This is a genomic window from Chitinimonas lacunae, from assembly GCF_042650885.1.
Taxonomy (GTDB): domain Bacteria; phylum Pseudomonadota; class Gammaproteobacteria; order Burkholderiales; family Chitinimonadaceae; genus Chitinimonas_A; species Chitinimonas_A lacunae.
In genome coordinates this window covers 250,594-274,914 of the sequence record NZ_JBHSBU010000002.1, presented here as the reverse complement: position 1 = coordinate 274,914, position 24,321 = coordinate 250,594, and the positions used below count along the sequence as shown (strand labels likewise).

The 24,321-nt window shown below is 57.5% G+C and carries 11 protein-coding genes and 1 pseudogene (1 of these 12 only partly in view); 3 read left to right on the top strand and 9 right to left on the bottom strand.

Annotated elements, in window-relative coordinates; translation table 11 throughout:
• Positions 1-176 precede the first annotated feature (176 nt).
• Positions 177-1,232 (top strand): ankyrin repeat domain-containing protein, encoded by a 1,056-nt coding sequence (locus tag ACFOW7_RS21320; RefSeq protein ID WP_378168504.1) that lies wholly within the window; start codon positions 177-179, stop codon positions 1,230-1,232.
• A 211-nt stretch (positions 1,233-1,443) separates the two neighbouring features.
• A complete protein-coding gene (locus tag ACFOW7_RS21315) occupies positions 1,444-3,876 on the top strand; it encodes a heavy metal translocating P-type ATPase (protein ID WP_449252246.1) in 2,433 nt (810 codons plus the stop codon).
• 328 nt (positions 3,877-4,204) lie between these two features.
• Here ACFOW7_RS21315 and ACFOW7_RS21310 read toward each other — a convergent pair whose 3' ends face one another.
• From ACFOW7_RS21310 to ACFOW7_RS21285, 6 genes are all read right to left on the bottom strand, one after another.
• Complete coding sequence (locus ACFOW7_RS21310; RefSeq protein WP_378168555.1) at positions 4,205-5,455, bottom strand: IS256 family transposase; 1,251 nt, start codon at positions 5,453-5,455, stop codon at positions 4,205-4,207.
• Between the two features lie 11 nt (positions 5,456-5,466).
• Complete coding sequence (locus tag ACFOW7_RS21305; protein WP_378168501.1) at positions 5,467-6,474, bottom strand: IS30 family transposase; 1,008 nt, start codon at positions 6,472-6,474, stop codon at positions 5,467-5,469.
• Positions 6,475-6,683: 209 nt separating this feature from the next.
• On the bottom strand, positions 6,684-7,172 hold the full coding sequence (locus ACFOW7_RS21300) for a hypothetical protein (protein ID WP_378168499.1): 489 nt from the start codon (positions 7,170-7,172) through the stop codon (positions 6,684-6,686).
• A 3-nt stretch (positions 7,173-7,175) separates the two neighbouring features.
• Positions 7,176-9,368, bottom strand: a complete 2,193-nt coding sequence (locus tag ACFOW7_RS21295) for a hypothetical protein (protein ID WP_449252245.1) — start codon at positions 9,366-9,368, stop codon at positions 7,176-7,178.
• Positions 9,335-11,908, bottom strand: coding sequence for a LysM peptidoglycan-binding domain-containing protein (locus ACFOW7_RS21290; RefSeq protein ID WP_378168495.1), 2,574 nt, complete (start codon positions 11,906-11,908; stop codon positions 9,335-9,337). The genes ACFOW7_RS21295 and ACFOW7_RS21290 overlap by 34 nt, the downstream gene beginning before the upstream one ends.
• Positions 11,806-12,633 (bottom strand): hypothetical protein, encoded by an 828-nt coding sequence (locus ACFOW7_RS21285; protein ID WP_449252244.1) that lies wholly within the window; start codon positions 12,631-12,633, stop codon positions 11,806-11,808. The genes ACFOW7_RS21290 and ACFOW7_RS21285 overlap by 103 nt, the downstream gene beginning before the upstream one ends.
• Positions 12,634-12,722: 89 nt before the next feature.
• Between ACFOW7_RS21285 and ACFOW7_RS21280 the strand changes: the two are divergent.
• Positions 12,723-13,829, top strand: a pseudogene (locus ACFOW7_RS21280) (IS256 family transposase).
• 296 nt (positions 13,830-14,125) lie between these two features.
• Here the strand turns inward: ACFOW7_RS21280 and ACFOW7_RS21275 are convergent.
• The 3 genes in view from ACFOW7_RS21275 to ACFOW7_RS21265 are tightly spaced (at most 13 nt apart) and all read right to left on the bottom strand, a layout consistent with a single transcriptional unit that may run on beyond the window.
• Positions 14,126-14,407 carry a hypothetical protein gene (locus ACFOW7_RS21275; protein WP_378168492.1) on the bottom strand — a complete coding sequence of 94 codons (282 nt, stop codon included), beginning with the start codon at positions 14,405-14,407 and terminating at the stop codon, positions 14,126-14,128.
• Positions 14,408-14,420: 13 nt separating this feature from the next.
• The gene (locus ACFOW7_RS21270) at positions 14,421-16,388 is read right to left on the bottom strand and encodes a hypothetical protein (protein WP_378168490.1); all 1,968 of its coding nucleotides are present in this window, start codon (positions 16,386-16,388) and stop codon (positions 14,421-14,423) included.
• Positions 16,388-24,321: the end of a hypothetical protein gene (locus tag ACFOW7_RS21265; RefSeq protein ID WP_378168488.1), read on the bottom strand. Its footprint extends 17,236 nt past the window's final position; the window shows 7,934 of its 25,170 coding nt (coding positions 17,237-25,170); the start codon falls outside the window, past its right edge — the gene reads right to left on this strand; its stop codon occupies positions 16,388-16,390. Before ACFOW7_RS21265 ends, ACFOW7_RS21270 begins: the two co-directional genes overlap by 1 nt.

Here is a 24,321-nt window from a genome sequence, read left to right as displayed (position 1 = left end):
TAATGATAGCGCCTTGCTGGCCGAATCTGGCCGCATGAGCTGATGACTCAACTGTATCGTTCCTGTCGGACTGATATATAAATTGCATGGCAACAGCTAGACTGATGCTTTAAACGCGCAATTGCCGCCCGCTATCCGGGTCGGCGCACCGATCAGTCGGGTAATAGGGGATAGGGATGAGCAAGGAAACGGCCAAGAAGATCTATCAAGCCATCGAAGAAGGCGACGCCGCCACGGTGGGCGAAACCCTGCGGCGGCAGCCGCAGTTGCTGACCACCCATATCAACGGCGAGAGCTGGTTACATATCGCTGCCCGCAAGAACCAGGTATCGATTATCGAGTGGCTGGTCACGGCTGGCCTGCCGATCGATATCGAAAACCAAAGCTCAGGCGAGACCCCGCTCGACAGCGCCGCCGGCCACGGCAGCCTCGAAGCGGCCCGCTGGCTGATCAGCCGCGGCGCCGACGTCAACCGGGGCGCTGGTGTGCGCGCCACCCCGCTGATCAATGCCATCTACGGCGGCTCGCTCGATATCGTGCAGCTGCTGGTCAGCAAAGGCGCCCGGCTCGATGTCGGTTTCGGCTCCCCTTCACGTTCCCCCGCTTCCTTTGCCCGCGATCAGGGCCAGGATGAAATCGCCGATTGGCTGCTCGCCAACGGCAGCGCCGCCGGCGATTACGCCAAGACCCTGCATCAGCATCTCAAGGCAGCCTATCCCGACATCCATCGGCTCGAACAAAGCCGACTGCCGCTGTGGCTGGCGACCGTGGGCGACCGCCGCGCCATCATGAGTGTAGGGCTGGCCGGCCGCGTGGCCGCCAACCGCGACGAGATGGCCCATCTGGTCGAATTGCTGATGTATCTGCCGGGCCACTGGCTGCCCGATCCGACCGGCGCCTGGGCACTGGCGCTGTTTGACTGGCTGGCGGCTGTCCTGCCGCTTGGCCCGTTGCAACCCGATGAAGGCTGTCTGGTCCTGTCCAGCGAAGACCCCAAGCTGCCCCGTCTGCCCGATACGCCATTCCAGGGCGTCCTGCTCGTTCGCGACAATTCCGATGCCGGCTGGTGCGATATCAGCGACGAGATCAGCGCTGCCTACTATCTGATCTTCCCGCTGTTTGCCGAAGAAGTGCGGATGGCCAAGGATCGGGGTGTCGACGAACTGCTCGATGCGCTCAACGCCCGGGGCATCGAACCCGTGGCAAGGCTTGATCGGGCTTCTGCTGTCTGAAAGCAGAAAACCATATAAATCTACTAAAAGGCTCGTCATGCATTGCGAGCCTTTGTCTTTTAATTTTCTATTTCTTTCTCCCTCTTCTTCCGACATGCAACAACCACCGTTCAAGTCGGCCTGAACCCTAAATTTTCTTCCCTGTGCGCTTGACCCTGTATTGACTACAGGGTGTGAAATCTGTCCAGACTTTCGACACGAGGATGGCGCCATGCGCGACTGCTGCGATCACGATCACTGCACCGAAACACCCATTGCAGCGCGTTACCGTCCCTTGTCCGGTGTGAAGCCAACGCTGGCGCCAAGCCGTCCCGTTCCGCCCGCTGCGCCCAGCCGGATCGCCCGATTCCAGATTGCGGCAATGGACTGTCCCACCGAAGAAGCGCTGATCCGCAAGCGCCTGGCCGATCTCGACGGCGTGATCAGCCTCGACTTCGACCTGATGCAGCGCCGTCTTGCCGTTCACCACAATTTGCCTTCCACTGACCCCATCGTCGCGGCCATCGCCGAACTCGGCATGAGCGCCGAACCGGTACGCCACCCAGGGCGCAGTGTCATCCGCGTGATGCAGATGGATTGCCCGGTGGAAGAGCGTCTGATCCACGACCAGCTAAGCCGGCTCGACGGAGTCGGGGCAGTGGAATTCAACCTGATATCGCGTACGCTGACAGTCGAGCATGGTGCGGCAGCGCTGGAGCCGATTCTGGCTGCAATCCGTGAATTGGGTTTTTCGCCGGAACTGCTGGACGAGCAGCGCGGCAACACGAGCGAGCTGCCGGCCGACCCGCCCAAGCCCTGGTGGCCGCTGGCGCTCGCCGGCGTAGCGGCGCTGGGTTCGGAAATCGCTCATTGGGCCGGGCTGGCCGAGCCGTGGTTGCCGTCATTGCTGGCGCTGGCGGCGGTGCTGGGAAGTGGATTGACCACTTACAAGAAAGGCTGGATTTCCCTCAAGCACCGCAATCTCAATATCAATGCCCTGATGACGATTGCCGTCACCGGCGCTTTCCTGATCGGTCAGTGGCCGGAAGCCGCGATGGTGATGGTGCTTTTCGCGCTGGCCGAGCGGATTGAAGCCGCGTCGCTCGACCGCGCCCGCAATGCGATCCGCAGCTTGATGGCCTTGGCGCCTGAGCAGGCACTGGTGCGGCAGGCCGATGGGGCGTGGAAGCTGGTCGATGCCAAGGAAGTCGCCATCGGTGCGCGGGTCCGCCTCAAGCCGGGCGAGCGGGTGGCACTCGACGGAAGAGTGGTACGTGGCAATTCCAGCGTGAACCAGGCGCCAGTAACAGGCGAGAGCGTGCCGGTGGACAAGGCCGTGGGCGACAGCCTGTTCGCCGGCACCATCAACCAGGATGGCGAACTCGATTACGAGGTGATGGCGCGAGCGGATGATTCGACGCTGTCCCGCATCATCCACGCCGTCGAGGCGGCCCAGGGCAGCCGAGCGCCGACTCAGCGCTTTGTCGATCGCTTCGCTGAAATCTATACGCCGACAGTGTTCGTACTGGCGCTGCTCGTGGCGCTGATTCCGCCGCTGTGGCTGGGCGGCGGCTGGCTCGACTGGATTTACAAGGCACTGGTCCTGCTGGTCATTGCCTGCCCATGCGCGCTGGTGATTTCAACGCCCGTCACCTTGGTCAGCGGTCTTGCCAACGCGGCACGGCAAGGGCTGCTGGTGAAAGGCGGAGTCTACCTTGAGCAAGGCAAACGACTGCGCTGGCTCGCCCTCGACAAGACCGGAACCTTGACGCACGGCAAGCCGGTCCTGACAGAAACCGTGGCGCTCGCTGGGCTTGATCAGGAGGCCGTGCTGAAGCTGGCCGTGGCGCTGGCAGCACGGTCCGACCATCCGATCTCCAAAGCCATCGCGGCAAACGTGCAGGAAGCACAAGCGGTCGAGGCATTTACCGCATTGCCGGGGCGAGGCGTGAGCGGACGGGTCGAGGGAAAGCGCCACCATCTGGGCAACGTGCGCTTGATGCGGGAGCTGGGCCACGACGTGGAAACCATCGCCTCTCGTCTCGAAACGCTGGAGCGCCAAGGCAAGACGGTGGTGTTGCTCGCGGATGAGTCACGCATCCTGGCCATGTTTGGGGTTGCCGATACGATCAAGGACAACAGCCGGCAAGCGATTGCTGAGCTGCACAGACTTGGTGTGAAGACGCTGATGCTGTCGGGCGACAACCGACATACGGCTGCGGCGATCGCGGATCAACTGGGCATCGATGAAGTGCGGGCGGAACTGCTGCCGGAGGATAAGGACAAGGCCATCGCGGAGTTGGTCGGCCAAGGTGGCAGCGTCGGCATGGTCGGCGACGGCATCAACGACGCCCCGGCCCTGGCGCGTGCCGATATCGGCTTCGCGATGGGTGCAGCCGGGACCGATACCGCCATCGAAGCCGCTGATGTGGCATTGATGGATGATGATTTGCGCAAGATTCCGGCGTTTATTCGGCTGTCGAGGAAGACATCAGCGGTGCTGATGCAGAATATCGCGCTGGCGTTGGGAATTAAGCTGGTTTTTCTGGCGCTGACCGTCGCGGGGATGGGGACGATGTGGATGGCAGTGTTTGCGGATGTGGGGGCGAGTTTGTTGGTGGTGGGGAATGGGTTGAAGCTCCTAAGTCATAAAAATGGCTATTAAAATGATCTAGAGTCTATGGAAGATTTCGGGAGTGTCAGTAATTTCGTGTTTAAGGCATATCCTTCTTTCCAGGAGACCCGGTGAATTCAATTTCGAAGTGCAATTCCAATTAAATGATGGACTTGCGTCATTCCCGTCAGTTTTTCGAATTGTTGCAGGGGCGCCACATAGCCAAACCGCTTTTGTGGGCGAGTATTTAAGCGCTGCATAGCAAAGTGAACATCGGCCTCTCGCAATTTATCCAAGGGTGATCCTTTGGGGAAATATTGGCGCAATAGGCCATTGGCGGGGTCTGTCAGCAATTCCGTGTTGAAGGCGGGACAGAGATTCAGAGAGCAGGTCGACTGAATCGATCGGCATAGAGGATAGCGAACTGATTCATGGCCGTCTTCCAATCGTGAGCGGCACGCCCCCAGTCTGCCGTGATATTGCGTAGTGCGAGCCAGATCAGTTTGGTCGCGGCCTCGTCTGTCGGGAAGTGGCCTCGAGTCTTGATGATCTTGCGTAGCTGCGCGTTGATATTTTCGATGGCGTTGGTGGTATAGATCACTTTGCGTATACCGGGTGGGAAGGCAAAGAACGGAATCACGCGCTCCCACGCATGACGCCAAGCGGTGCTGCCTGGCGGAAACTTCTGGTCCCACGGTCCTTGGGCGAATGCCTCCAGTTCGGCTTGGGCGGTTTCTGCGTTCGGGGCGGTATAGATCGGGCGAATCGCGGCCGCCAGTGACTGGCGATCTTTCCAGCTCGCATAGTCGAGGCTGTTTCGAATCAGGTGAACAATGCAGGTTTGCAGGGTCGTCGCAGGAAACACGGCGGCCAGTGCTTCGGGCATGCCCTTGAGTCCGTCCGTCACGGCGATCAGCATGTCGGCCACACCGCGGGTCTTCAGATCGTTGAACACTTTCATCCAGAACTTGGCGCCTTCGGTGCTTTCGATCCACAGGCCCAGGATGTCACGCGTGCCGTCAGGCAGAATGCCTAGTGCCAGATAGACGGCCTTGTTGCGCACCACAGCGTCTTCGCGAATCTTCACGCGTAGCGCGTCGAAGAACACGACCGGATACATCGGTTCGAGGGGCCGGGCTTGCCAGGCGGTGACTTCGGCCATCACCTCGTCGGTCACGGAACTGATGAAGTCGGGGGAGACCTCGGTGCCGTACTGCTCCAGCAGGAAGCCTTGAATCTCACGCACGGTCATGCCTCGGGCGTACATCGCGATGAGCTTGTCGTCGAAGCCCGTGAAGCGTCGTGCATGTTTGGGGACCAGAACCGGTTCGAAGCTGCCTTCGCGATCACGCGGCACTTCGATACGGATCGGCCCGTCTTCGGTCAGAACGGTCTTGGCACCCCGGCCATTGCGCTGCTTCGTCACGCTGGCAGGCTTAGCGCTGCCCGGGGCGTAGCCGAGATGGTGATTCATCTCCCCGCCCAGCGCTCGCTCAATGAGCGCTTTTTTGAACGCGAGCGTGGCGGCATGAATAGCTTCGGCCGTCATCGGGCCGCTGCCAAATTGGTCCAGCAGTTCAGCCGGAATAGCGGATAGATCTATCGGTTGGGACTTCGGTTTGCAGGGTATAGGGGGCGAATTCAAGTTTGAAGTGCAACACCGGCCTTCAAGCGATTGATATGTTCCTGAAATACTTCTTCAGGGGTACGAAAACCCAGACATTTGCGAGGCCTGGTGTTGAGGCTTCGCGCAATGTCGTTGAGGTAGGTTTGAGAGAAAACAGATAGGTCGATACCTTTGGGCAGGTACTCGCGGATGAAGCCATTCATGTTTTCGTTGCTCGGTCGCTGCCAAGGGCTATGAGGGTCAGCGAAATACACCTGAATCTTGAGCCGTCGAGCCAGTTCGGCATGATGAGCCATCTCTTTGCCCTGATCGTAGGTCAGCGTCTTACGGACGCTGACGGGAACATGGCGAAGTCGTCGTGTAAAGGCTTCCAGCGCCGCGTCAGCGGTCGCGTCGGTCATCTTCGCCAACAGGACATACCGGCTGGTTCGCTCAACCAGGGTGCCGACAGCGCTCCGATTGTAGGCGCCCTTGATGAGATCACCTTCCCAGTGACCCGGGATGGCGCGCGACAGCACCTCTTCTGGCCGATCGTGAATGGAGATCATGTCGATCAAGCTGCGCCGGTCGGTGCCTCGCGTACGGGGGAGCCGCGATTTATGTGACTTCCGCAGTAATAAAATCAATTCCTTGCGTAGCTCGCCGCGAGGAATCGCATACAGCGTCCGGTAAATGGTTTCGTGGCACACACGCATCGTCAAATCAGTCGGGTACATCGAAGGTAGCCTGCCCGCAATTTGCTCCGGCGACCAGCCCTGACGCAATTTGTCGATCACCTTGTTCATCAGCGAGGACGCCTGTTTCAGCTTTACCGCACCACGGCGCCGACGCCGATGAGCTAACTGTCCAGCACGCACCGCGTCGTACTCAGCAGCCGGCGCATTACGCTTCAATTCTCGGGACAGCGTCGAGACTGAGCGATTCATCCGACGGGCGATCGTACGCAAACTCTCCCCCGTCAATAATGATTTCTGGAGCTGATTACGCTCTGCCGCTACCAAGTGACTGTAATGATTTGTCATGCCGACACTCTGCCATGTCATCCGGCTGAGTGTTGCACTTCATTTTAGAGCGCGCCCTCTGAAGCACTGTGCTACTGAAACCGATTGTGAGGTCGCCTCTCGCTTGCAGGCTTCGGTTGTATTCGGACCAATTCGTCGTGCGGGAGCGGGGTTTGGGCGGCTTCATTATTAGCCCAAAAAATCTCAGGCTGCGGGTCTGAAATTCTCAATCAATCCCTAAAGTCTCGCCCACCAACTCTATTTCCCTCCTTGTCAAACTCTATAGCCTCGACCAACTCATCACCGTCATATACATATCCATACTCAACAACGACCTCGAAATTATCATCCATTTCCACTTCCTTTATAATTCTCTCTTTGGCGTCGAGAATGCAATCGCGCAGCAATATTTGCTCACCGCACTCATTAAATACATGGCTCCTGTATTCATATCCAGCTTCACAATAAGGTTTTCGTTCTTCCCAAACCTCCAAAGTGACACCAGGATAATTCTTAAAATGCTCAGCCTTCAATCCATCAAAAGGCTTTTCTCGCTCAGGGTAAACCACTTTATAGAGACACCCGTTATGGAACATTTTTATTCGATCCGGTTTTTCATTTTTGAATATGTACATCGAATATGTCCCATCCTCCAAGGCTTCCTTCTGACTAACAACCCTGCAGCCAATCATAAATTTTTCGGATTGAATATCTTTCATTTTCTACACCCCAAGATAAGGTTTTACGTCAAAATTTTTTCCGTACAGGATTAGAGAGAGGTCTGTCCCTCCACTATTGATCATGTGCTTATCAAGCTCTCTCATTTTTTGGTTAAATGTCGGGTCGTTTTTTAGTTTTCTATCAAAGTAGTAGGAGTTAATCCGACCATCAGCAGCCTGACGCTCAAGATCACGTACAATTTTCTCAGCTGCGACAGGCCCAGCTCGATCCCTAATGCCTTGGATCATTCTCTTGGCGAGGATATCGAATTGCTGCTCAGTGGTAAACACTGCAATATCTATATCCTTTGCATGAGGTGTTCTCAAAGACGAACCTTGTATTCTAACGTCGGTGGTGGGAATTTCCCCTTCCCTCAAAATGTTCTTCAAGCCCGCAGAGAAACTCTCAAAAGCCTGTCTGTCATCGAATTTATAGGGATAGCCTCTTTTCTTTACCACGTTGACGTAATTATCCATCTGCGTAACTAATTCTTGAGCTGTGATTGGCTTTTTCACCCTGGAGCCTACAAACATCAAATCTTCAATAGTTCTTTGCTCTAAGCCAAGCTCAACGCCGGACTGAAAAATTCCTTTGATTTCGCTGCTTGTATAATGCAGAGAGAACTCATCATTCGCCAGCCCATATATTCTTCGATGTAGATTACTTTCTACATCAAAGGCTGAAAACCTGCCTTTACCACCCGAAGTCTCTGCAAAACTATCTATAGCATACAGAACCCCCCCAGCAGCTCCTCGGTTAAAGTAATCATTATTCTTAACTCTGACAATATCCCGAGCCAAGGCAAACTTCTGCCGGACCGGCAGATTCTCTCTAAAGGTCGCAGACTTACCTTTAATTTCTATTTCCGCAGCGCTAAGCCTTCTGCCGAGGAGAGGGAGATCAGCGCCATGATGACCTTCCTCTACCAGATGCGCGAACTTCATCTTCAGAGGGTTGAAGTGGAAGCTATCGATCGTCCCCGCAGCGTCTGCCGCAAACATGGCGATCGTCCGCTCCATCTTCGTATTCTCAACGATACGGATCCCTCTGCTAGTCAGATCGGAATGAAACTCTGCCTGCATCTGGCGCATTGGGTGATCGATTGGCAGGTCTTTGAGCAAATAGGTTGCATCACGTCGAGATTCAACAATAGCCCGATTACCGACCAGCTCTCCCATATCGTCTATCAGGCCGCTCATAGAGCTCAGCTTGATGTACTGATCCAAGCTAGCGGCAGCTCCTCGAACTTTGCTGATAGCCGGCGGCAGTGTGGTGCCCACGACCGCTTGCGTTCCTGCCCGAACCAGGGTCTGCGTTAGTTTCTCAGTCAGGAAATCCTTTAAGTCTGGATGAACTGGCTCAGCCAGACCAAACAAGGTGCCCTCTACACTATTTGTAGCCAGCCTGACTCGCCAGCTGGCCCCCCCGGTCCAGCGAGCGCCAATCAGACTCAACCCAAAGTCGGTTGCAGCTTCCCCGCTGAAAGCTGCTCCCACATGGTGGGTTCGCAAAGCATCTTTCGCGAGGAAATGCTCTCTTAGCTCATCATCAAGCTCCGAATTGGGACCTGTAATCAAAGAGGCCAGTTGCCTGCCACCAAGGTAGTAATCCTTGGCTCTGCCGCCTGCACTTGCCACAAAGGCCCTGACCCCCCCCATTTCTTCCGCAACTTTTTCGTAATTCGTGCGGGTATCCTGCTGGAGTTCAATAATCTTGGCCTGATCTAGCAGTGAGAGATGCTTGATGCTGTTTAGATCAAACTTATCGTGGACATTACCGCTGTTGGCTGCAATGTAACGCTTAAGGTATTTTTCCTTCTCCGCTTTGCCGCCCGCCTGTTCAATTAACTGGGCTTGTTCAGTCAGATTTTCTGCTGCATTGGCTTGCAATTTATAGACTGCGAATGTCGCTTTGACATCATCCAAGGTTCCCCAACCCCGCACGGAGCCAGAAGTCGGGTTTACCATCTCCTCGCGGATTTTGCGCAGCTCCCGCGCTTCCTGGCGCATCTGGGCTGCTGCGGCTTCTGCGCGCATCTTTCGGTCCGCTGCATCGGCAGCAAAGAAATGCCTGGAAACCTCTTCGGCTGCTTCGCGATCGTAGCTACCGTCCTGAGGAATGGCGATCTCGTCCCCCACCCTCAATAGATTTGGGTTACGCCTCAATCCTGGATTGGCTGCCAACAGGGCCGCCATCTGATTGGCGTCCCCCAGCATTCTCTTGGCAATGCCCGAGACCGTATCGCCCTTTCTGACCTTGTAGAGGGTAGGCCCTGCTCTTTCCTCTGCCGCGACAACGCCCGGCTGGTCATAGGGCCATAGAGACCCGTTACATATGACCTTTCCTGGGTCGCCATGAGATGCTGGATCAGGCGAGCATCCTCATCGGATCCTGCGACGAATGCACTCTTGCGGAGCGTGTCAGCCATGGCCTCGCCGACCTGGGCTGTATATGAGGTAATGGCGTCCCACGCTCCAGCGGCCTGCTCCGCCGCTGCCATGTTCTGTCTTTGTGCCGCCTGACGAATCGCAATCTCATACGGTTCATTCGACTTCAGATAATCGACCAGACCATCGCCGATCTCACTGCCCACCGCATTGATCAACGAGCTGCGTAGATTGAAACTGCCTTGATAGGACGAGCTAACCGCTTTGTTTAAACCATGCTGCACAGCACTACCGGCAATCCGCGAGGTTACACCAGCCAGCATCCCGCCAATTCCTTGCAAGCTGCTGGGTAGTTGATTGACTAGGCGGTCCAATCCGAACCCAATGCCTTGGCTGATCGGAGCAGCCAGGCCAGCGGCAGCGACCTGCCCCCATTCGACTCGCTTCTGGAGATTGGTCCAGACCGACACCTGCTGGGTCACGGCATCGCGCATGGCGGCAAAAGCCGCTGTCTTGGCGAAGTTCACCGCATGTTGCGAGAGCTGGGCGCCTTCTTTCAGGCCATTACTGAACGCTGAGCTCCAACCACTGATATTGAAAGCCGAGGCAATCCCAGCGGTTAAACCACCCGCCAGGCCGTCTGTAGCCGCCTTCCGCAAGCTGAAGTGCTCGGTATAGCCCAGCTCCTTGGACACCAATTGGCTGGCCACCGACCCAGCAAAGGCACCAACCCCGGCAGCGATGGCGCCCAATCCGCCCATCGAGCCGCCGATGGCCGCCATCCCCGCCGAGAACGTACTCATGCTCGCAGCAGTCACGGTAGCCGTGGTGGCCGCAGCCGTCCCCGCTGCGGCAGTCCCCGCGGCTGCGGTACTCGCGGCTGCCGTGCCTGCGGCAGCGGAACCCGCTGCGGCCGAGCCGGCTGCCGTGGTGGAGGCACCGATTGCCGAGGCGGCTGCCCCAGCGGTATAGATCGTGACAATGATGGCCACGATGATGATCAGGATCTGCCCCGCCACCCCGCACTTGGGCTTAGGCACCGGCATATTGACGTTGGGCAGCTGCCCGCCGGTGATTTCCCCTTCACGATAAGGCGCAAAGGTGTTGGCATTGGCTTCGTTGGCCCGCACCGTATTGGGCACCACCAGCTTGCGCCCGGCCGGCAGAACACTGTCAGCGCTCAGGCCATTGGCGTCAGCCAGCAGATACCACAGGTTAGGATTGCCATAGAGCATGGCCGCCACGTGCTGCAGACTCTCACCGCCCTGAGCGGTGTAGTCTGCCGTGCTGCCTGTGGGGAAACTGCCATCGATCTTGCGCGTGGTGGCATAGCGACCCTCATCGAGAATGACGCTGAAGACCCCCTGCGGATTCTGAAAGGTTTCTCCTACCGCCTGGCCATTGGCGTACATATAGCGACTGATGGTTGGCTTCTCGCCATCCCGGCCACTGTCGTGATACTTGCTGAGGATATGGCCTTCGTTGTCGTACTCGAAATGGCTGATTTCCGGCCGCTTCATGCCATTGCCCTTGCCCAGCCACTGATAGCGCAGGCGGCGGTTGGCGTCGTAGCCGAAGCTGCTGGCGCCGCTGGCGTTCTTGTCACCGTTGACGGTGACCGACTTCACCCGGCCATCAGCAAAGTAGTCATAGCGATAGTGCAGATCGGTCTGCTTTGATTCGCCCGCCCCCAGCCAGGCCATGTTGTGCTGCCACTCGATCCGGTTCGGCGTCTGCGAATAGTCGAACAGGCGCGTGTCGATCCGCGTGACGCGGCCGCTGCGGTCGTAGGTTTGATAGCTGCCTTGGGTCAGCGCCAGATAGAAGTACTTGGGAACCCCCGTCGGCGACTTACTGTCGCGCGCATTCCAGGCAATCTCTACCGCCCCGAACGGGGTATAGGACCAGCGCAGATCGCGCTTGGGCCGCTGGGGTTCCACCAGGCCAAAGGTGTCGCTATGGTACTGGCGGTTGTTCTCGTAATACTCGCTCACCGTCTTCTGCGAGATACGGTAGCCGTAGCCAGCCGTCTGCTCGGTCACATTGCCGTTGTCGTCGTATTTCCAGGTACGACGCCACATATGCGGCAATTTGATCGTTTGACCAGAAGGCAGCAGTGCATCTGGATTCGTGTTGGCAGAATTGTATCTATTTACCTCGGCAATCCAGCGCCAGCCTTCGCCGCTGCCATAGGTCAGCCCAGCGAGCGCGCGCAGGGTCTTCGGAATCCGAACGGTGCGGTTGTTCAGATAGAGATCGCCATTACCCACCGGCTCGCCATCAACCTGGATGACGTTCCAAAGATCGGCATTGCCCAGGTAATCACGTGCCAGCTGCTTGAGCGACATGCTGGGGTAACCCAGCGGCGTGCCAACCTTGATTTCCCACGGGTCTGAGGAAATCGAGGTCGAATCGTTTTGCGGTGCATCGAAGGCCGTATTGACCGCATCCCCTTGCCATAGCCCACTTCGTAGGCGCCTTTGTCAGGACGAACCTGCCATTCCGAGTGGGTGACTCGGTTGTTGCTGTCATACCAGTAGCGATACGTCACACCCTTGTCGATATCGACGACCCGATTGCCATTGCGGTCGTAATCGTAGGCGTGCAGCAGCTCGCCGCCTTGATGGATGGTTTTGACGCGGTTAGCCCCATCGAAACTGTAATGATGGTCAAACACGCCCTGACCGTTGGTCTCATAGACGCGCTGGCGGTTGCCTACTTCATCGTATTGATAACGCGTGCCGAGATGAGTCCGCAGATCGAACCAGCCGACCAGACGGCCGACTTCGTCATAGCGATAGGAAGTATCGCGGCCTTCCTGTCGCTCGATCGGATGATCGGGGGCGCTATAGCTCCAGCCGTCGAAGATCTCGCGGATCTTGCGACCGAGCGCGTCGTAGAGATAGGTCGTCGTGTTTTCGTAGCCCGGCTGAGCCTGATCGATGATCTTGGTCAGATGGCCGGCTGCATCATATTGCTTGACGATGTCCTTGCCTTGGGCACTCTTCTCGGAGATCTGATTCCCTAGGGCGTCATAGTCATAACTGAATCGGACGCCACCTTCGTCGATCATCGCCTTCAGACGACCAAACTCGAGACTGTAAATTGAACTGTGTAACTGCCGTTTGAGATGATGCGGCCTTCGTCGTGAGGAGCCGCTACATGGCGCTTACGCCAGAGATGTTGGACGAGCTGACGCGAGGCTGCAGGATGCCCGAAGATATCAGCCAGCTGTACGCGCAGATGCTGCAGCACATGATCAACCGTAGTCTGGCCGCGGAGATGGACGCCCACCTGGGCTACGACCCCGAGCCCGGCGCCAAGCGAGGCAACACCTGCAACGAGTCAAGAAACGCCAGGTGCGGCTCGCCGGGATGGAGGACAAGATTCTGGCGCTGTACGCCAAGGGCATGACCACCCGCGACATCGCGGACGCCCTGGTCGAGCTGTACGGCGTCCAGCTCTCGCACACGCTCATCGCCCAGGTCACCGACGCCGTGCTGGACGAAGCCCGCGCCTGGCAGAACCGGCCGCTGGAGGCCATCTACCCCATCGTCTGGCTGGACGGCATCGTGGTCAAGGTCCAGCACAACAAGCAGGTCGTCAACAAGTCGGCGCACGTGGTACTGGGTGTGAACCTGCGCGGCGAGAAGGAGGTGCTGGGGCTGTGGCTGGCCGAGAACGAGGGCGCCAAGTTCTGGCTGTCGGGGCTCACCGAATTGCGCCACCGCGGCGTGCAGGACATCTACATTGCTAGCATGGATGGCCTCAAGGGCTTGCCGGAGGCGGTCAACGCCGTGTTCCCGAAGACGCTGACCCAGCTCTGCATCGTGCACCTGGTACGGGCCAGCCTGCGCTACGTGGCCGCCCGCGACAGCAAGGCCGTGGTAGCGGCGCTCAAGCGCATTTACCAATCGGCCACGGCCGACGAAGCGGCGGCAGAACTGGACGCCTTCGAGGCGGACTGGGGCCAGCAATACCGGGCCGTGGTGCGGTTGTTGGGACAACATCATTCCCTTCTTCCAGTTCCTGCCGGAAATCCGCAAGGTCATCTACACCACCAACGCCATCGAGTCGTTGAACATGAGCCTGCGCAAGCTGACGCGAAACCGGTGCATCTTCCCAAACGACGACTCGGCCTTGAAATCGCTGTTCCTGGCGATCCGGGAAGCGTCCCGGAACTGGAAGAGTATCCATCACTGGACGCCGGCGCTGCAGAGCTTCCAGCTGATGTTTGGGGAGGAGCGCGTGCCGTTGGCCGCGCTCTGAAATCGGGGAATTACACAGTTCGATTTACAGACCACCGGCCGCTCGCGATAGAACACCCGCACGCTTACAAGAAAAGGGGCCGTGGTCGAATATTCTTTAAAACAATTCGACCACGGCCCCTTTAATTCCCTCGCGGCCGCTGCTGTCGTAGACGCGGAGAGGTATTGGTAGTCCTTGTAGCCGATGCGCGGGATCAGCGACTGCAGGTTCCAGCGGTATTGGTTGGCATTACTGGCGCCGCCGGGGATCGTGATTTCGCCTTAAAAAAAGTCGAGCCAGGCCCATTTTCAATTGTTTTAAGCCTCCAAAACACCAATCAATTGCCGCACAAATTCAGCTTTATCCACTTTTCCAACATTGGAATAGGAAAACAGAAATCCATCTTCCTTGTAAGCATTTATCATCCCTACTATCAGAGAGGATATATGCGCCGGAATTTTTTCAAGTAATTTCGCATCATTATATTTTATGATGCATTCCGCGACACAAAATGCCACCGTATCCACAGGAAACAACCCTTGCTCGGAGCTAGTAATTAGCTCCTGAATTTCCATGAGTTCATTCTCTGGAGTGCTCATAACTTCCTCTCTCCTACTGACCCAGAAGTTGACGCAACTTAAGGAGCATGAAATCCCCTTCCTTTACGGCATCAAAGTGAAGGTTATTCGGGATATTAGGGGCAATTTTTTCATAGTAAGCCCCAGTAGATACTGGGTGATATAAGTCATATCTCAGATTCTCAATTTCGTGAATTTCGTGAGAAAGAACCTGTGCGATAGCTTCATCACTCTCAAAGACTTGAGGTCTTACCCAGACAGGGACTCGAGACTCACCACTGGCCATGCGACTGGAAATGTTATCGGCAAAGGATACCGATCTCGAACCAGGTGGGACTGTTCCATATGCAGCGTCAAAGTGCATGCCCCCACGATCACGGACCATCCTTTCATACTGTGACTGAGTTAGTTTGACGAAATTGTATCCATCCAGCGTTTCAGCATCGTGCCCAATCTTCAGCAGGATCTCTTTTGCTTCCGACGGTGTACGGCTGATGGCCTCTCCATAAATTTCCAAGTTTGTCCGAGGCACTATGTCGTGCAGGAATTTCCCTTCCGTAAACGCAGCGCCGGAGAAACTGTTTGGCACGCTGAACAAGCGGCCTCTAGCCTGAGCACTCTCAAAGTATTCTCCTTTACGCAGGGCAACAATATTGTTCAGCAAGCCCTTCTTTACCTCCCAAGACATATTATGGCTTAGGAGCAAATCCCGCTTAGCTTGCAACTCCATCCGGGTTGCAGACATGCCATGATTGTACTTGCCAATATTGGCATAGTGATGGCGTTCTTCCAGGACATCCACCTTACGGATGGTCTGCGAGTTGTACCGGAACGAGGAAATCATGCCATCGCCGTCGAACGCGGCCACAGCCCGCCCCATGTGGTTGTCAACGCTGACTTTGAGTCCACCGCGCTCCATGCTGGACAGGGTCTCGTTCAAAGTCGCGCGAATAGCCGAATTCATCGGTGTATCCGCCACGCGTGCACCATAGCTCAGGCGTTCCTGGCTCTCTCCCCACACCGCAGCACCGATGTCTCGTCCAGCACCTCGAACCGTCGTATTTGCTGCATATTCATAGGCGAAGATGAGCTTCTCTGCACCCGGCAGGCGCGCGGCCGTCGTTCCCAAATATTCAAGGGCAGAGTTGGCCTTTTTGATCACCCAGTCCCCGGCTTTCACAAGGGGGAGCGTCAGAGGAGTAACCTTGTCAATGGTCTTTGCGACTGGCGTCAGTTCAGTAACGAAACCTAATGTCTTGCCAAGACCCCTGCCAAGCAGTTCTTGCCCCTTTGCCATGGCGGGCGCCGGGAGAAGCATACTGCCTATCCCAACAAAGCCATCTTCAAGCTTTTTATGGAAAGATTGGGCATTCCATTTTTCGAAGGCAGCAGGGATTACCTTGTCGTAGTTCTGTGCCAAGTGGGTAATGCCTTTGATTGCTTCCCCTCGAAGTTTCGAATCTCCAATTACCCCGATCATTCCCGCGGAATTCCTTAATACATCAGTACCAAGTCTCATGACGGGCTTAAGGAAAGAAATTGCCGCAGTAGTCGTTCCATCACCATCAACGGCGATCTCATCTATTTTTCTGTCGTTTTTATCCAACCAGTCGAGACTGTACTTAACAGTACGGCCAATAAGATTTAATCCATCATATTCCTTCAGGCGAGCCTCAATCGCTGCCGAATTGGCCTCAGCATTCGCCCACGGCTGATGGGGAGCATCAAGCTCTAGAAGTTGCTGATGCAAACGTTGTTGGCGTATTCCCAGTTCCTCATTGGCGCGCTTGGTGGCTTCCCGATCAGAAGGGATCAATACTGTAGCGCGCACATTCGCATCTTTTATCGCATATCTCTCTCTATTGTGCGCGGTAATACGGTCAGCCTCATCTTGGTCAGCAATTCGACGAAGCTTGGCAAACTTAGCCGCATCCAGATCTCCTCCAACTTCATCCGTGAAGGATCCTTCTGCTGTACGATAAATTGCCTTGCCGTTAATCATTATTTTTGTGGCCGGAACAATTCTTTTCTTCTTGCAGGAGACGCGGCCAGCTCCATGATCGGGTCAGCTTCGGGGACAAATTGAACCGGGCCACTCCATTCCAAGGGCGCCATATATTCATAAGATTCGCCATTATCGCCATGAAGAGTTGGGCCAAAGAATCCATGGCTGTTGAAATATGGCGAGGGCTGGTTCAGCAATTGTAAGGGGTCGTCCCCTCCATAATTTTGATAAGCCAGACTATTAGGCGAGCTCGAACGGCTTCGATAGAAGTCTCCGATCAGACGTGAAGCTTGGGCTTTATCCAACAATTCCTGTCGTCTTCTGATCTCTTCCGGATCAACGGACTTCAAGTAACCGACAATTCCATCCCCGACTTCCCCGCCAAAAGCGTTGATGGCGGTCTTTCTCAAATTGAAAGAGCCTTGATAAGACGAGCTGATTGCCTTGTTGAGACCATGAGTAATGGCGCTGCCGGCTATTCTCGTTGCCACGCCAGCCATGAACTGCCCCGCACTTTGCAGCATTTGCGGAAGCTCTCCAGCCACCTTGTCCAAGCCCCAACCAACGGTTTGGGTCAACGGAGCAGCCAGGCCCGCGGCAGCGACCTGCCCCCATTCGACTCGCTTCTGGAGATTGGTCCAGACCGACACCTGCTGGGTGACGGCATCGCGCATGGCGGCAAAAGCCGCTGTCTTGGCGAAGTTCACCGCATGTTGCGAGAGCTGGGCGCCTTCTTTCAGGCCATTACTGAACGCTGAGCTCCAACCACTGATATTGAAAGCCGAGGCAATCCCAGCGGTTAAACCACCCGCCAGGCCGTCTGTAGCCGCCTTCCGCAAGCTGAAGTGCTCGGTATAGCCCAGCTCCTTGGACACCAACTGACTGGCCACCGACCCAGCAAAGGCACCGACCCCGGCAGCGATGGCGCCCAATCCGCCCATCGAGCCGCCGATGGCCGCCATCCCCGCCGAGAACGTACTCATGCTCGCAGCAGTCACGGTAGCCGTGGTGGCCGCAGCCGTCCCTGCTGCGGCAGTCCCCGCGGCTGCGGTACTCGCGGCCGCCGTGCCTGCGGCAGCGGAACCCGCTGCGGCCGAGCCGGCTGCCGTGGTGGAGGCACCGATTGCCGAGGCGGCTGCCCCAGCGGTATAGATCGTGACAATGATGGCCACGATGATGATCAGGATCTGCCCCGCCACCCCGCACTTGGGCTTAGGCACCGGCATATTGACGTTGGGCAGCTGCCCGCCGGTGATTTCCCCTTCACGATAAGGCGCAAAGGTGTTGGCATTGGCTTCGTTGGCCCGCACCGTATTGGGCACCACCAGCTTGCGCCCGGCCGGCAGAACACTGTCAGCGCTCAGGCCATTGGCGTCAGCCAGCAGATACCACAGGTTAGGATTGCCATAGAGCATGGCCGCCACATGCTGCAGACTCTCGCCGCCCTGAGCGGTGTAGTCTGCCGTGCTGCCTGTGGGGAAACTGCCATCGATCTTGCGCGTGGTGGCATAGCGACCCTCATCGAGCATGACGCTGAAGACCCCCTGCGGATTCTGGAAGGTTTCTCCTACCGCCTGGCCATTGGCGTACATATAGCGACTGATGGTTGGCTTCTCGCCATCCCGGCCACTGTCGTGATACTTGCTGAGGATATGGCCTTCGTTGTCGTACTCGAAATGGCTGATTTCCGGCCGCTTCATGCCATTGCCCTTGCCCAGCCACTGATAGCGCAGGCGGCGGTTGGCGTCGTAGCCGAAGCTGCTGGCGCCGCTGGCGTTCTTGTCACCGTTGACGGTGACCGACTTCACCCGGCCATCAGCAAAGTAGTCATAGCGATAGTGCAGATCGGTCTGCTTTGATTCGCCAGCCCCCAGCCAGGCCATGTTGTGCTGCCACTCGATCCGGTTCGGCGTCTGCGAATAGTCGAACAGGCGCGTGTCGATCCGCGTGACGCGGCCGCTGCGGTCGTAGGTTTGATAGCTGCCTTGGGTCAGCGCCAGATAGAAGTACTTGGGAACCCCCGTCGGCGACTTACTGTCGCGCGCATTCCAGGCAATCTCTACCGCCCCGAACGGGGTATAGGACCAGCGCAGATCGCGCTTGGGCCGCTGGGGTTCCACCAGGCCAAAGGTGTCGCTATGGTACTGGCGGTTGTTCTCGTAATACTCGCTCACCGTCTTCTGCGAGATACGGTAGCCGTAGCCAGCCGTCTGCTCGGTCACATTGCCGTTGTCGTCGTATTTCCAGGTACGACGCCACATATGCGGCAATTTGATCGTTTGACCAGAAGGCAGCAGTGCATCTGGATTCGTGTTGGCAGAATTGTATCCATTTGCCTCGGCAATCCAGCGCCAGCCTTCGCCGCTGCCATAGGTCAGCCCAGCGAGCGCGCGCAGGGTCTTCGGAATCCGAACGGTGCGGTTGCTCAGATAGAGATCGCCATCACTGACCGGCTCGCCATCGACCTGGATGACATTCCAAAGCTCGGCATTGCCCAGGTAATCACGTGCCAGCTGCTTGAGCGACATGCTGGGGTAACCCAGCGGCGTGCCAACCTTGATTTCCCACGGGTCTGAGGAAATCGAGGTCGAATCGTTCTGCGGTACATCGAAGGCCGTATTGACCGCATCCCCCTTGCCATAGCCCACCTCGTAGGCGCCTTTATCAGGACGAACCTGCCATTCCGAGTGGGTGACTCGGTTATTGCTGTCATACCAGTAGCGATACGTCACACCCTTGTCGATATCGACGACCCGATTGCCATTGCGGTCGTAATCGTAGGCATGCAGCAGCTCGCCGCCTTGATGGATGGTTTTGACGCGGTTAGCCCCATCGAAACTGTAATGATGGTCGAACACGCCCTGACCGTTGGTCTCATAGACGCGCTGGCGGTTGCCTACTTCATCGTATTGATAACGGGTACCGAGATTGGTCCGCAGATCGAACCAGCCGACCAGACGGCCGACCTCGTCATAGCGATAGGAAGTATCGCGGCCTTCCTGCCTCTCGATCGGGTGGTCGGGGGCGCTATAGCTCCAGCCGTCGAAGATCTCGCGGATCTTGCGACCGAGCGCGTCATAGAGATAGGTCGTCGTGTTTTCGTGACCCGGCTGAGCCTGATCGATGATCTTGGTCAGATGGCCGGCGGCATCATATTGCTTGACGATGTCCTTGCCTTGGGCACTCTTCTCGGAGATCTGATTCCCCAGGGCGTCATAGTCATAACTGAATCGGACGCCACCTTCGTCGATCATCGCCTTCAGACGACCAAACTCACCATATTCGTAAGTCTTGACCCGATTCTCACCGTCGATTTCGCTGCTGACATTGCCAAAGACGTCGTAAGTACGACGCTCGATGATTTCCTGTCTGTTTTGCCAAGTGTGGGTGGCCACGATGCGGTTGAGGGCATCGTAGTCCTGCACGATGCGCTGTCTGGCCACCAGCGTTTCAGTCCGGTTGCCGTTGGCATCGTATTGGTAGAAGTTCTTCTCGCCTTCTTGCAGCAGACGGTTGAACTGGTCATATACCAGCTTGGTCTTGTTGCCGTTTCCGTCGGTCTTCTCGATCCGGCGGCCGAAGGTATCGTTGACATAGGTCTCGGTATCGCCGGCGCCATTGGTGACCGACACCAGATCGCCCCAACGGTCGTAACGCGACGTGGTGCTATGGCCGCGGGCATCCACGACCACCGTGCGGCGGCCTTGCAGATCGTAGAAGTACCGGGTGACGTTGCCCTTTCCATCGATGCTCTCGACCAGCTGGCCCAGCGCGTCGTAACGGCTCAGCTGGCGGGTATGCTTGACCGGATCGAGCTGGAAATCGACATCGAGCAGTTTCCTGTCCGCGCCCATCCCCTGACCGATCACGCGATCAGCCCAGTCGTAGCGATAGCGGGTGATGGTCCGGTCGAACTGTTTGGCGCCGAAAGCCTCCAGCGTTGCGGTATCGCCGGCCGCCTGCTTTCCGGCTTCGAACGCGGTGCTGTACTGGGCCGTCACGCGGCCGCGACCGTCGTAGGCGGTATAGCTGGTCGACAATAGGGCGGAGTCGGGCGTCTCGTCTCCGTACGCCCGGGTCGAAATCGCATTGCCGGCGAGGTCATAGCTGAACTCGCGCCAAACACCATCGGCGTCACGACCAGCGATGCGCCGGCCCATGGCATCAAAACGACTTTCTTGGACCTGGCCACGCTTTTTGCTGTCGCTCTGGACAGACTGACCGTCGCTGAGCGAGGTCATCACGCTCAGTTCATAACTGCCGACACCACCGCTCTTCACACCGTAGAAGATGCCGCCTTCGGAACTGGTAATCGTCTGGCCATTGCTGCTGAGCTTGGCATTGCGCTCTTCGCCGATCACCACCGTGCTCTGGCGTACCTCAGTCTTGCCACGTTGCAGGTCCAGACGTTGCCACTCGACGATGACCTGACGGCCATCCTTGTCGAGATAGCTGACCTTCATCTCGTAATCGCCCTTGAGCACATTGACCGATAGCGCAAAGCGACCGTTGGCGTCGGCCTTCAGTGCATAGTTCTTGAGATCGGTACCGGTGGGCCGCGAACGCAGTTGCAGCGCCAGGCTGCCGTCGCCAGCAATCGACGCACGCTCCTTGGCGCTCAGATCGAACGCCATCTCGAGCTTGTAGGTGTCGGGAATCGGCACCGTGATCGTGCCACCAGTTGTGGTCTGCTCGGTGCAGGTAACGGTGAAGCTCGCGCCATCGACATTGATCTGGGTCGAGGGCTTGTTCAGATCGGCCAGGAAGCCGTTATGCAGGATCACCGGCTTGTTGTTGGCATCGAGGCCGTACAGGATCACGCGATAGGTATCGCGATTCTCAAGCGGCGTGCTCCAGCCGAATTGGCCGTTGCCCAGATTCGGCATCTGGAAGCGGTTGTAGTCTTTCGACAGCGGATCAGGGTTGCTGGTAAACGCAGCGCCTGCATAGGCGATATAGAGACCGTTCTTCAGTTGTTCCTGGCGCGCTGGCGTCAGCGTCGCGGCCAGACTCAGCATCGGTCCCTTGTAATTGGTGACCGAGTCTTCCTTGGTGGCCGGGCCTGTCTTGATCGTGGTGGTATGACTATCCGCAACATCGCGGGTATAGAGCATGTCGAGCACATGGATGCCGGAGCTCAGACCCGTGCCTTCGACCACGATGATGTCGTCGCGGCGGGTCGAGGGTTGCAACCAGCCATCGACCAAGGCCCACTGCCCGGTGTATTCGGGATTGGGCACCTTGAAGCTGGTATTGCCGATCGTGACCTGTGCCGACGGATCGTTGATGACGGTCGCGTTCGGATCGGTCGGGGCCGGTTTGGCCTTGAGCGGATCGAGGCGATAGACAAAGCGGCTGACTTCGTAACGCTCGCCACTGTTCGGGTGGACTGCAAACAGACGGATTTCGTAGTCGCCCGCCACCAGCGGGGTGAGGGGACTGCCGAGCTGGAAGCGATAGCTGCCTTGATCGTTACCTTGGAGGCTGGTCTCGCGCGCGTCGTCACTGCTGCCTTCGCGGCGCCATTGTGCAATCACCGTAGTCGGTTTCTGCAACGACGACAGATTGGCTGCCAAGCTGATCTGGTAGCCATACTTATCGCCTTCGACCACATCGCTGCCGGCGATCATGTGCTGTATCTGCACCTGGACCGTATCGCGGCGGCTGGTGGTCTGTAGCGACTGCACGCCGGAACTCTGCGTCTTACCGGTGCTGTCCTGCCAACTGGTGTAGAAGCTGAGCAGTCTCAGATCGCTGATGCCACTCAGCTCGACCTCGTAGCGATTGTTGCCAAGCGGCTTGAGCGCCGCGAGCTGATCGCGCTTGTTGTCGAGTCCCCAGTTGAGCATCGGCCGCGTGACGGCGGCGTCGAATTCGAACTGCAGTTTGAGGCGATTGCTGCCCAGATCTTCGACGCTGGCCTTGCGGAACTGCGCTTCGACCGTAAAGACCTTCTCGTCGCTCCAGCGCAGATTGCCAGCATCATCCTCCGTCACGACCCGGAAGAAGATTCGACTTCCTGCCGTCGGCTGCGGCTGAATCTGTAGCTGGGCCCAATGGATCCCGGCCGTCGACGGCTGTACACCGTCGCGATGGGCGTATTTGGCAATATCGGTCTGCGATTCGGTGCCGTACACCACCCAGGTCCTGCCGGCCGGGCGGTCTTCCTTGAGCTGCCAATCGATACGCAGCCCGGCGCCTTGCCGCACCACGAAATTACTGGCTTCGGCAGAACGGTTCTTGACCTCGCCGGTATAGACCAGCGTCCGGTTGCCGGCCGCGTCGTACTGGATCACGGTGCCGGAACCCAGAGCGTCTACGGTGCCAACCAATCGACCCTTGGCATCGAAAGCGCTCAGCGTTTCATTGCCACGTGCATCCTTGATGACGCTGCGGTTGCCGTTGCTGTCATAGGCATAGGTCTTGGTCAGCAAGGTGTACTGACCGAACTGCGTCAGTGCGCCATCGCTGCCATAGGTCAGCTTGCCGCCGACCTGCTCTTCCTTGGTCAAGCGGCCCAGGCTGTCATAGTCGTAACGAGTGACCTGATCGTGCTCGTTGGCCCCGACCAAGCCGTAGAGCTCGGCCCAGCCGCCCTTGAAATTCGCCAGGTCGACCGAATCCGCCACGCGGTTGGCAAAGCGCTGTTCGATCAGTGACTTGCCGTGGATATTGGTCTTGAGTAGCGTCAGGGTGCGACGGCCATCGACACGCGCGATCGGACGGTTGTTGGCGTCGTAGAAGTAGTACTCGATCTGCGCGCCCGGCAGTCCCACGCCGATTTCCTTGCGCAGCACATTGCCGGCCTTATCGTAGAAGAGTGCCGTCACCGGCCGCACATCGCGGCTGAAGCTGCCGTCGGAATGACTAATATCCCGGGCGGCATCCTCTCGCCGGGTAAGGCGATTGGCCAGATCGTAGGTGTTGTCGATCACCAGCACTTCGCCGGCAGGCACGGGCTTGGCTGCCGGGCGTTCGGCCGTCAGCGTCAACGGCTCCTTGTAGGTCTTTTCGGTCAGAATATTGCCCGCGCCATCATAGACGCACTCGACCATATAGCCGGCATTGTCGATCTTGGCGATCACCCGCCCCATCAGATCGAAATACTGCAAGGTACGACGGCCCTGCCGATCGATGCTGTCGATCAGATTGCCGTAACCGTCGTATAGGCGGGTTTCCTCATGGGCAACCTCGGTTTGCCTCACTGCCGGATGGTTTGCCACAAGCGTGTCAAGCGTACCGACCATGACCTTTGGATGACGGATCGTCTTGACCCGACCGCCGAGATCGTAGCGGGTCTCGGTCACCACCGAGTCGCCGGCTGGATCCTTCGGCATCACCTTGGGATCGTGCGCGCCGCCGTCAAGGCGGGTCATGTACAGGGTTTCCTTCTCGACCTCGCCGAAGGCGTTGTAGACATAACGGTGGAACACGTTATCGACGTCGATCTGCGCCACCATACGGCCATTGCCGTCGTAGTAGCGGGTATCGCGCGAACCGTCCTGACGCAGGGTCTGGACCAGGTTGCCGGCCGCGTCGTAGCGGTAGCGGGTTTCAATCGATGTTCCGCTGTCGCCCGACAGCGTGCGCCAGCCTTCCATCTGCGTGGCGCTGAGCTTGCGGTCCGTGTTGTCGTAAGTGAACTTGGTGACGCCTCCCTTTTCGGAGCGCACTTGTTCCACCCGGCCAATCGCATCGTAGGTGTATCGGCTGTTGCCTTCACCGACCACGTAGAGAGCGGTCGGACGGTTGTACTGGTCGTATTCCGAGACCTTGCGATTACCGTTGCCGTCGATCTGGGCGACGATGTTGCCGACCAGATCGTATTCGATGGCGTTACGGATATTCAGCGTATCGGGCTCGATGACCTCGGCGGTCTGGCGACCGTCCCGGTCGTACTCGTAGGCGAGCGTCCGTAGCCGGACAGGTG

Coding starts and splice junctions, on each gene's coding strand:
- ACFOW7_RS21270 (WP_378168490.1), bottom strand. CDS start 16,388: ATGATTAACGGCAAGGCAATTTATCGTACAGCAGAAGGATCCTTCACG.
- ACFOW7_RS21305 (WP_378168501.1), bottom strand. CDS start 6,474: ATGACAAATCATTACAGTCACTTGGTAGCGGCAGAGCGTAATCAGCTC.
- ACFOW7_RS21315 (WP_449252246.1), top strand. CDS start 1,444: ATGCGCGACTGCTGCGATCACGATCACTGCACCGAAACACCCATTGCA.
- ACFOW7_RS21295 (WP_449252245.1), bottom strand. CDS start 9,368: ATGGCGGCCCTGTTGGCAGCCAATCCAGGATTGAGGCGTAACCCAAAT.
- ACFOW7_RS21300 (WP_378168499.1), bottom strand. CDS start 7,172: ATGAAAGATATTCAATCCGAAAAATTTATGATTGGCTGCAGGGTTGTT.
- ACFOW7_RS21320 (WP_378168504.1), top strand. CDS start 177: ATGAGCAAGGAAACGGCCAAGAAGATCTATCAAGCCATCGAAGAAGGC.
- ACFOW7_RS21275 (WP_378168492.1), bottom strand. CDS start 14,407: ATGAGCACTCCAGAGAATGAACTCATGGAAATTCAGGAGCTAATTACT.
- ACFOW7_RS21290 (WP_378168495.1), bottom strand. CDS start 11,908: ATGTCGCTCAAGCAGCTGGCACGTGATTACCTGGGCAATGCCGATCTT.
- ACFOW7_RS21285 (WP_449252244.1), bottom strand. CDS start 12,633: ATGATCGACGAAGGTGGCGTCCGATTCAGTTATGACTATGACGCCCTA.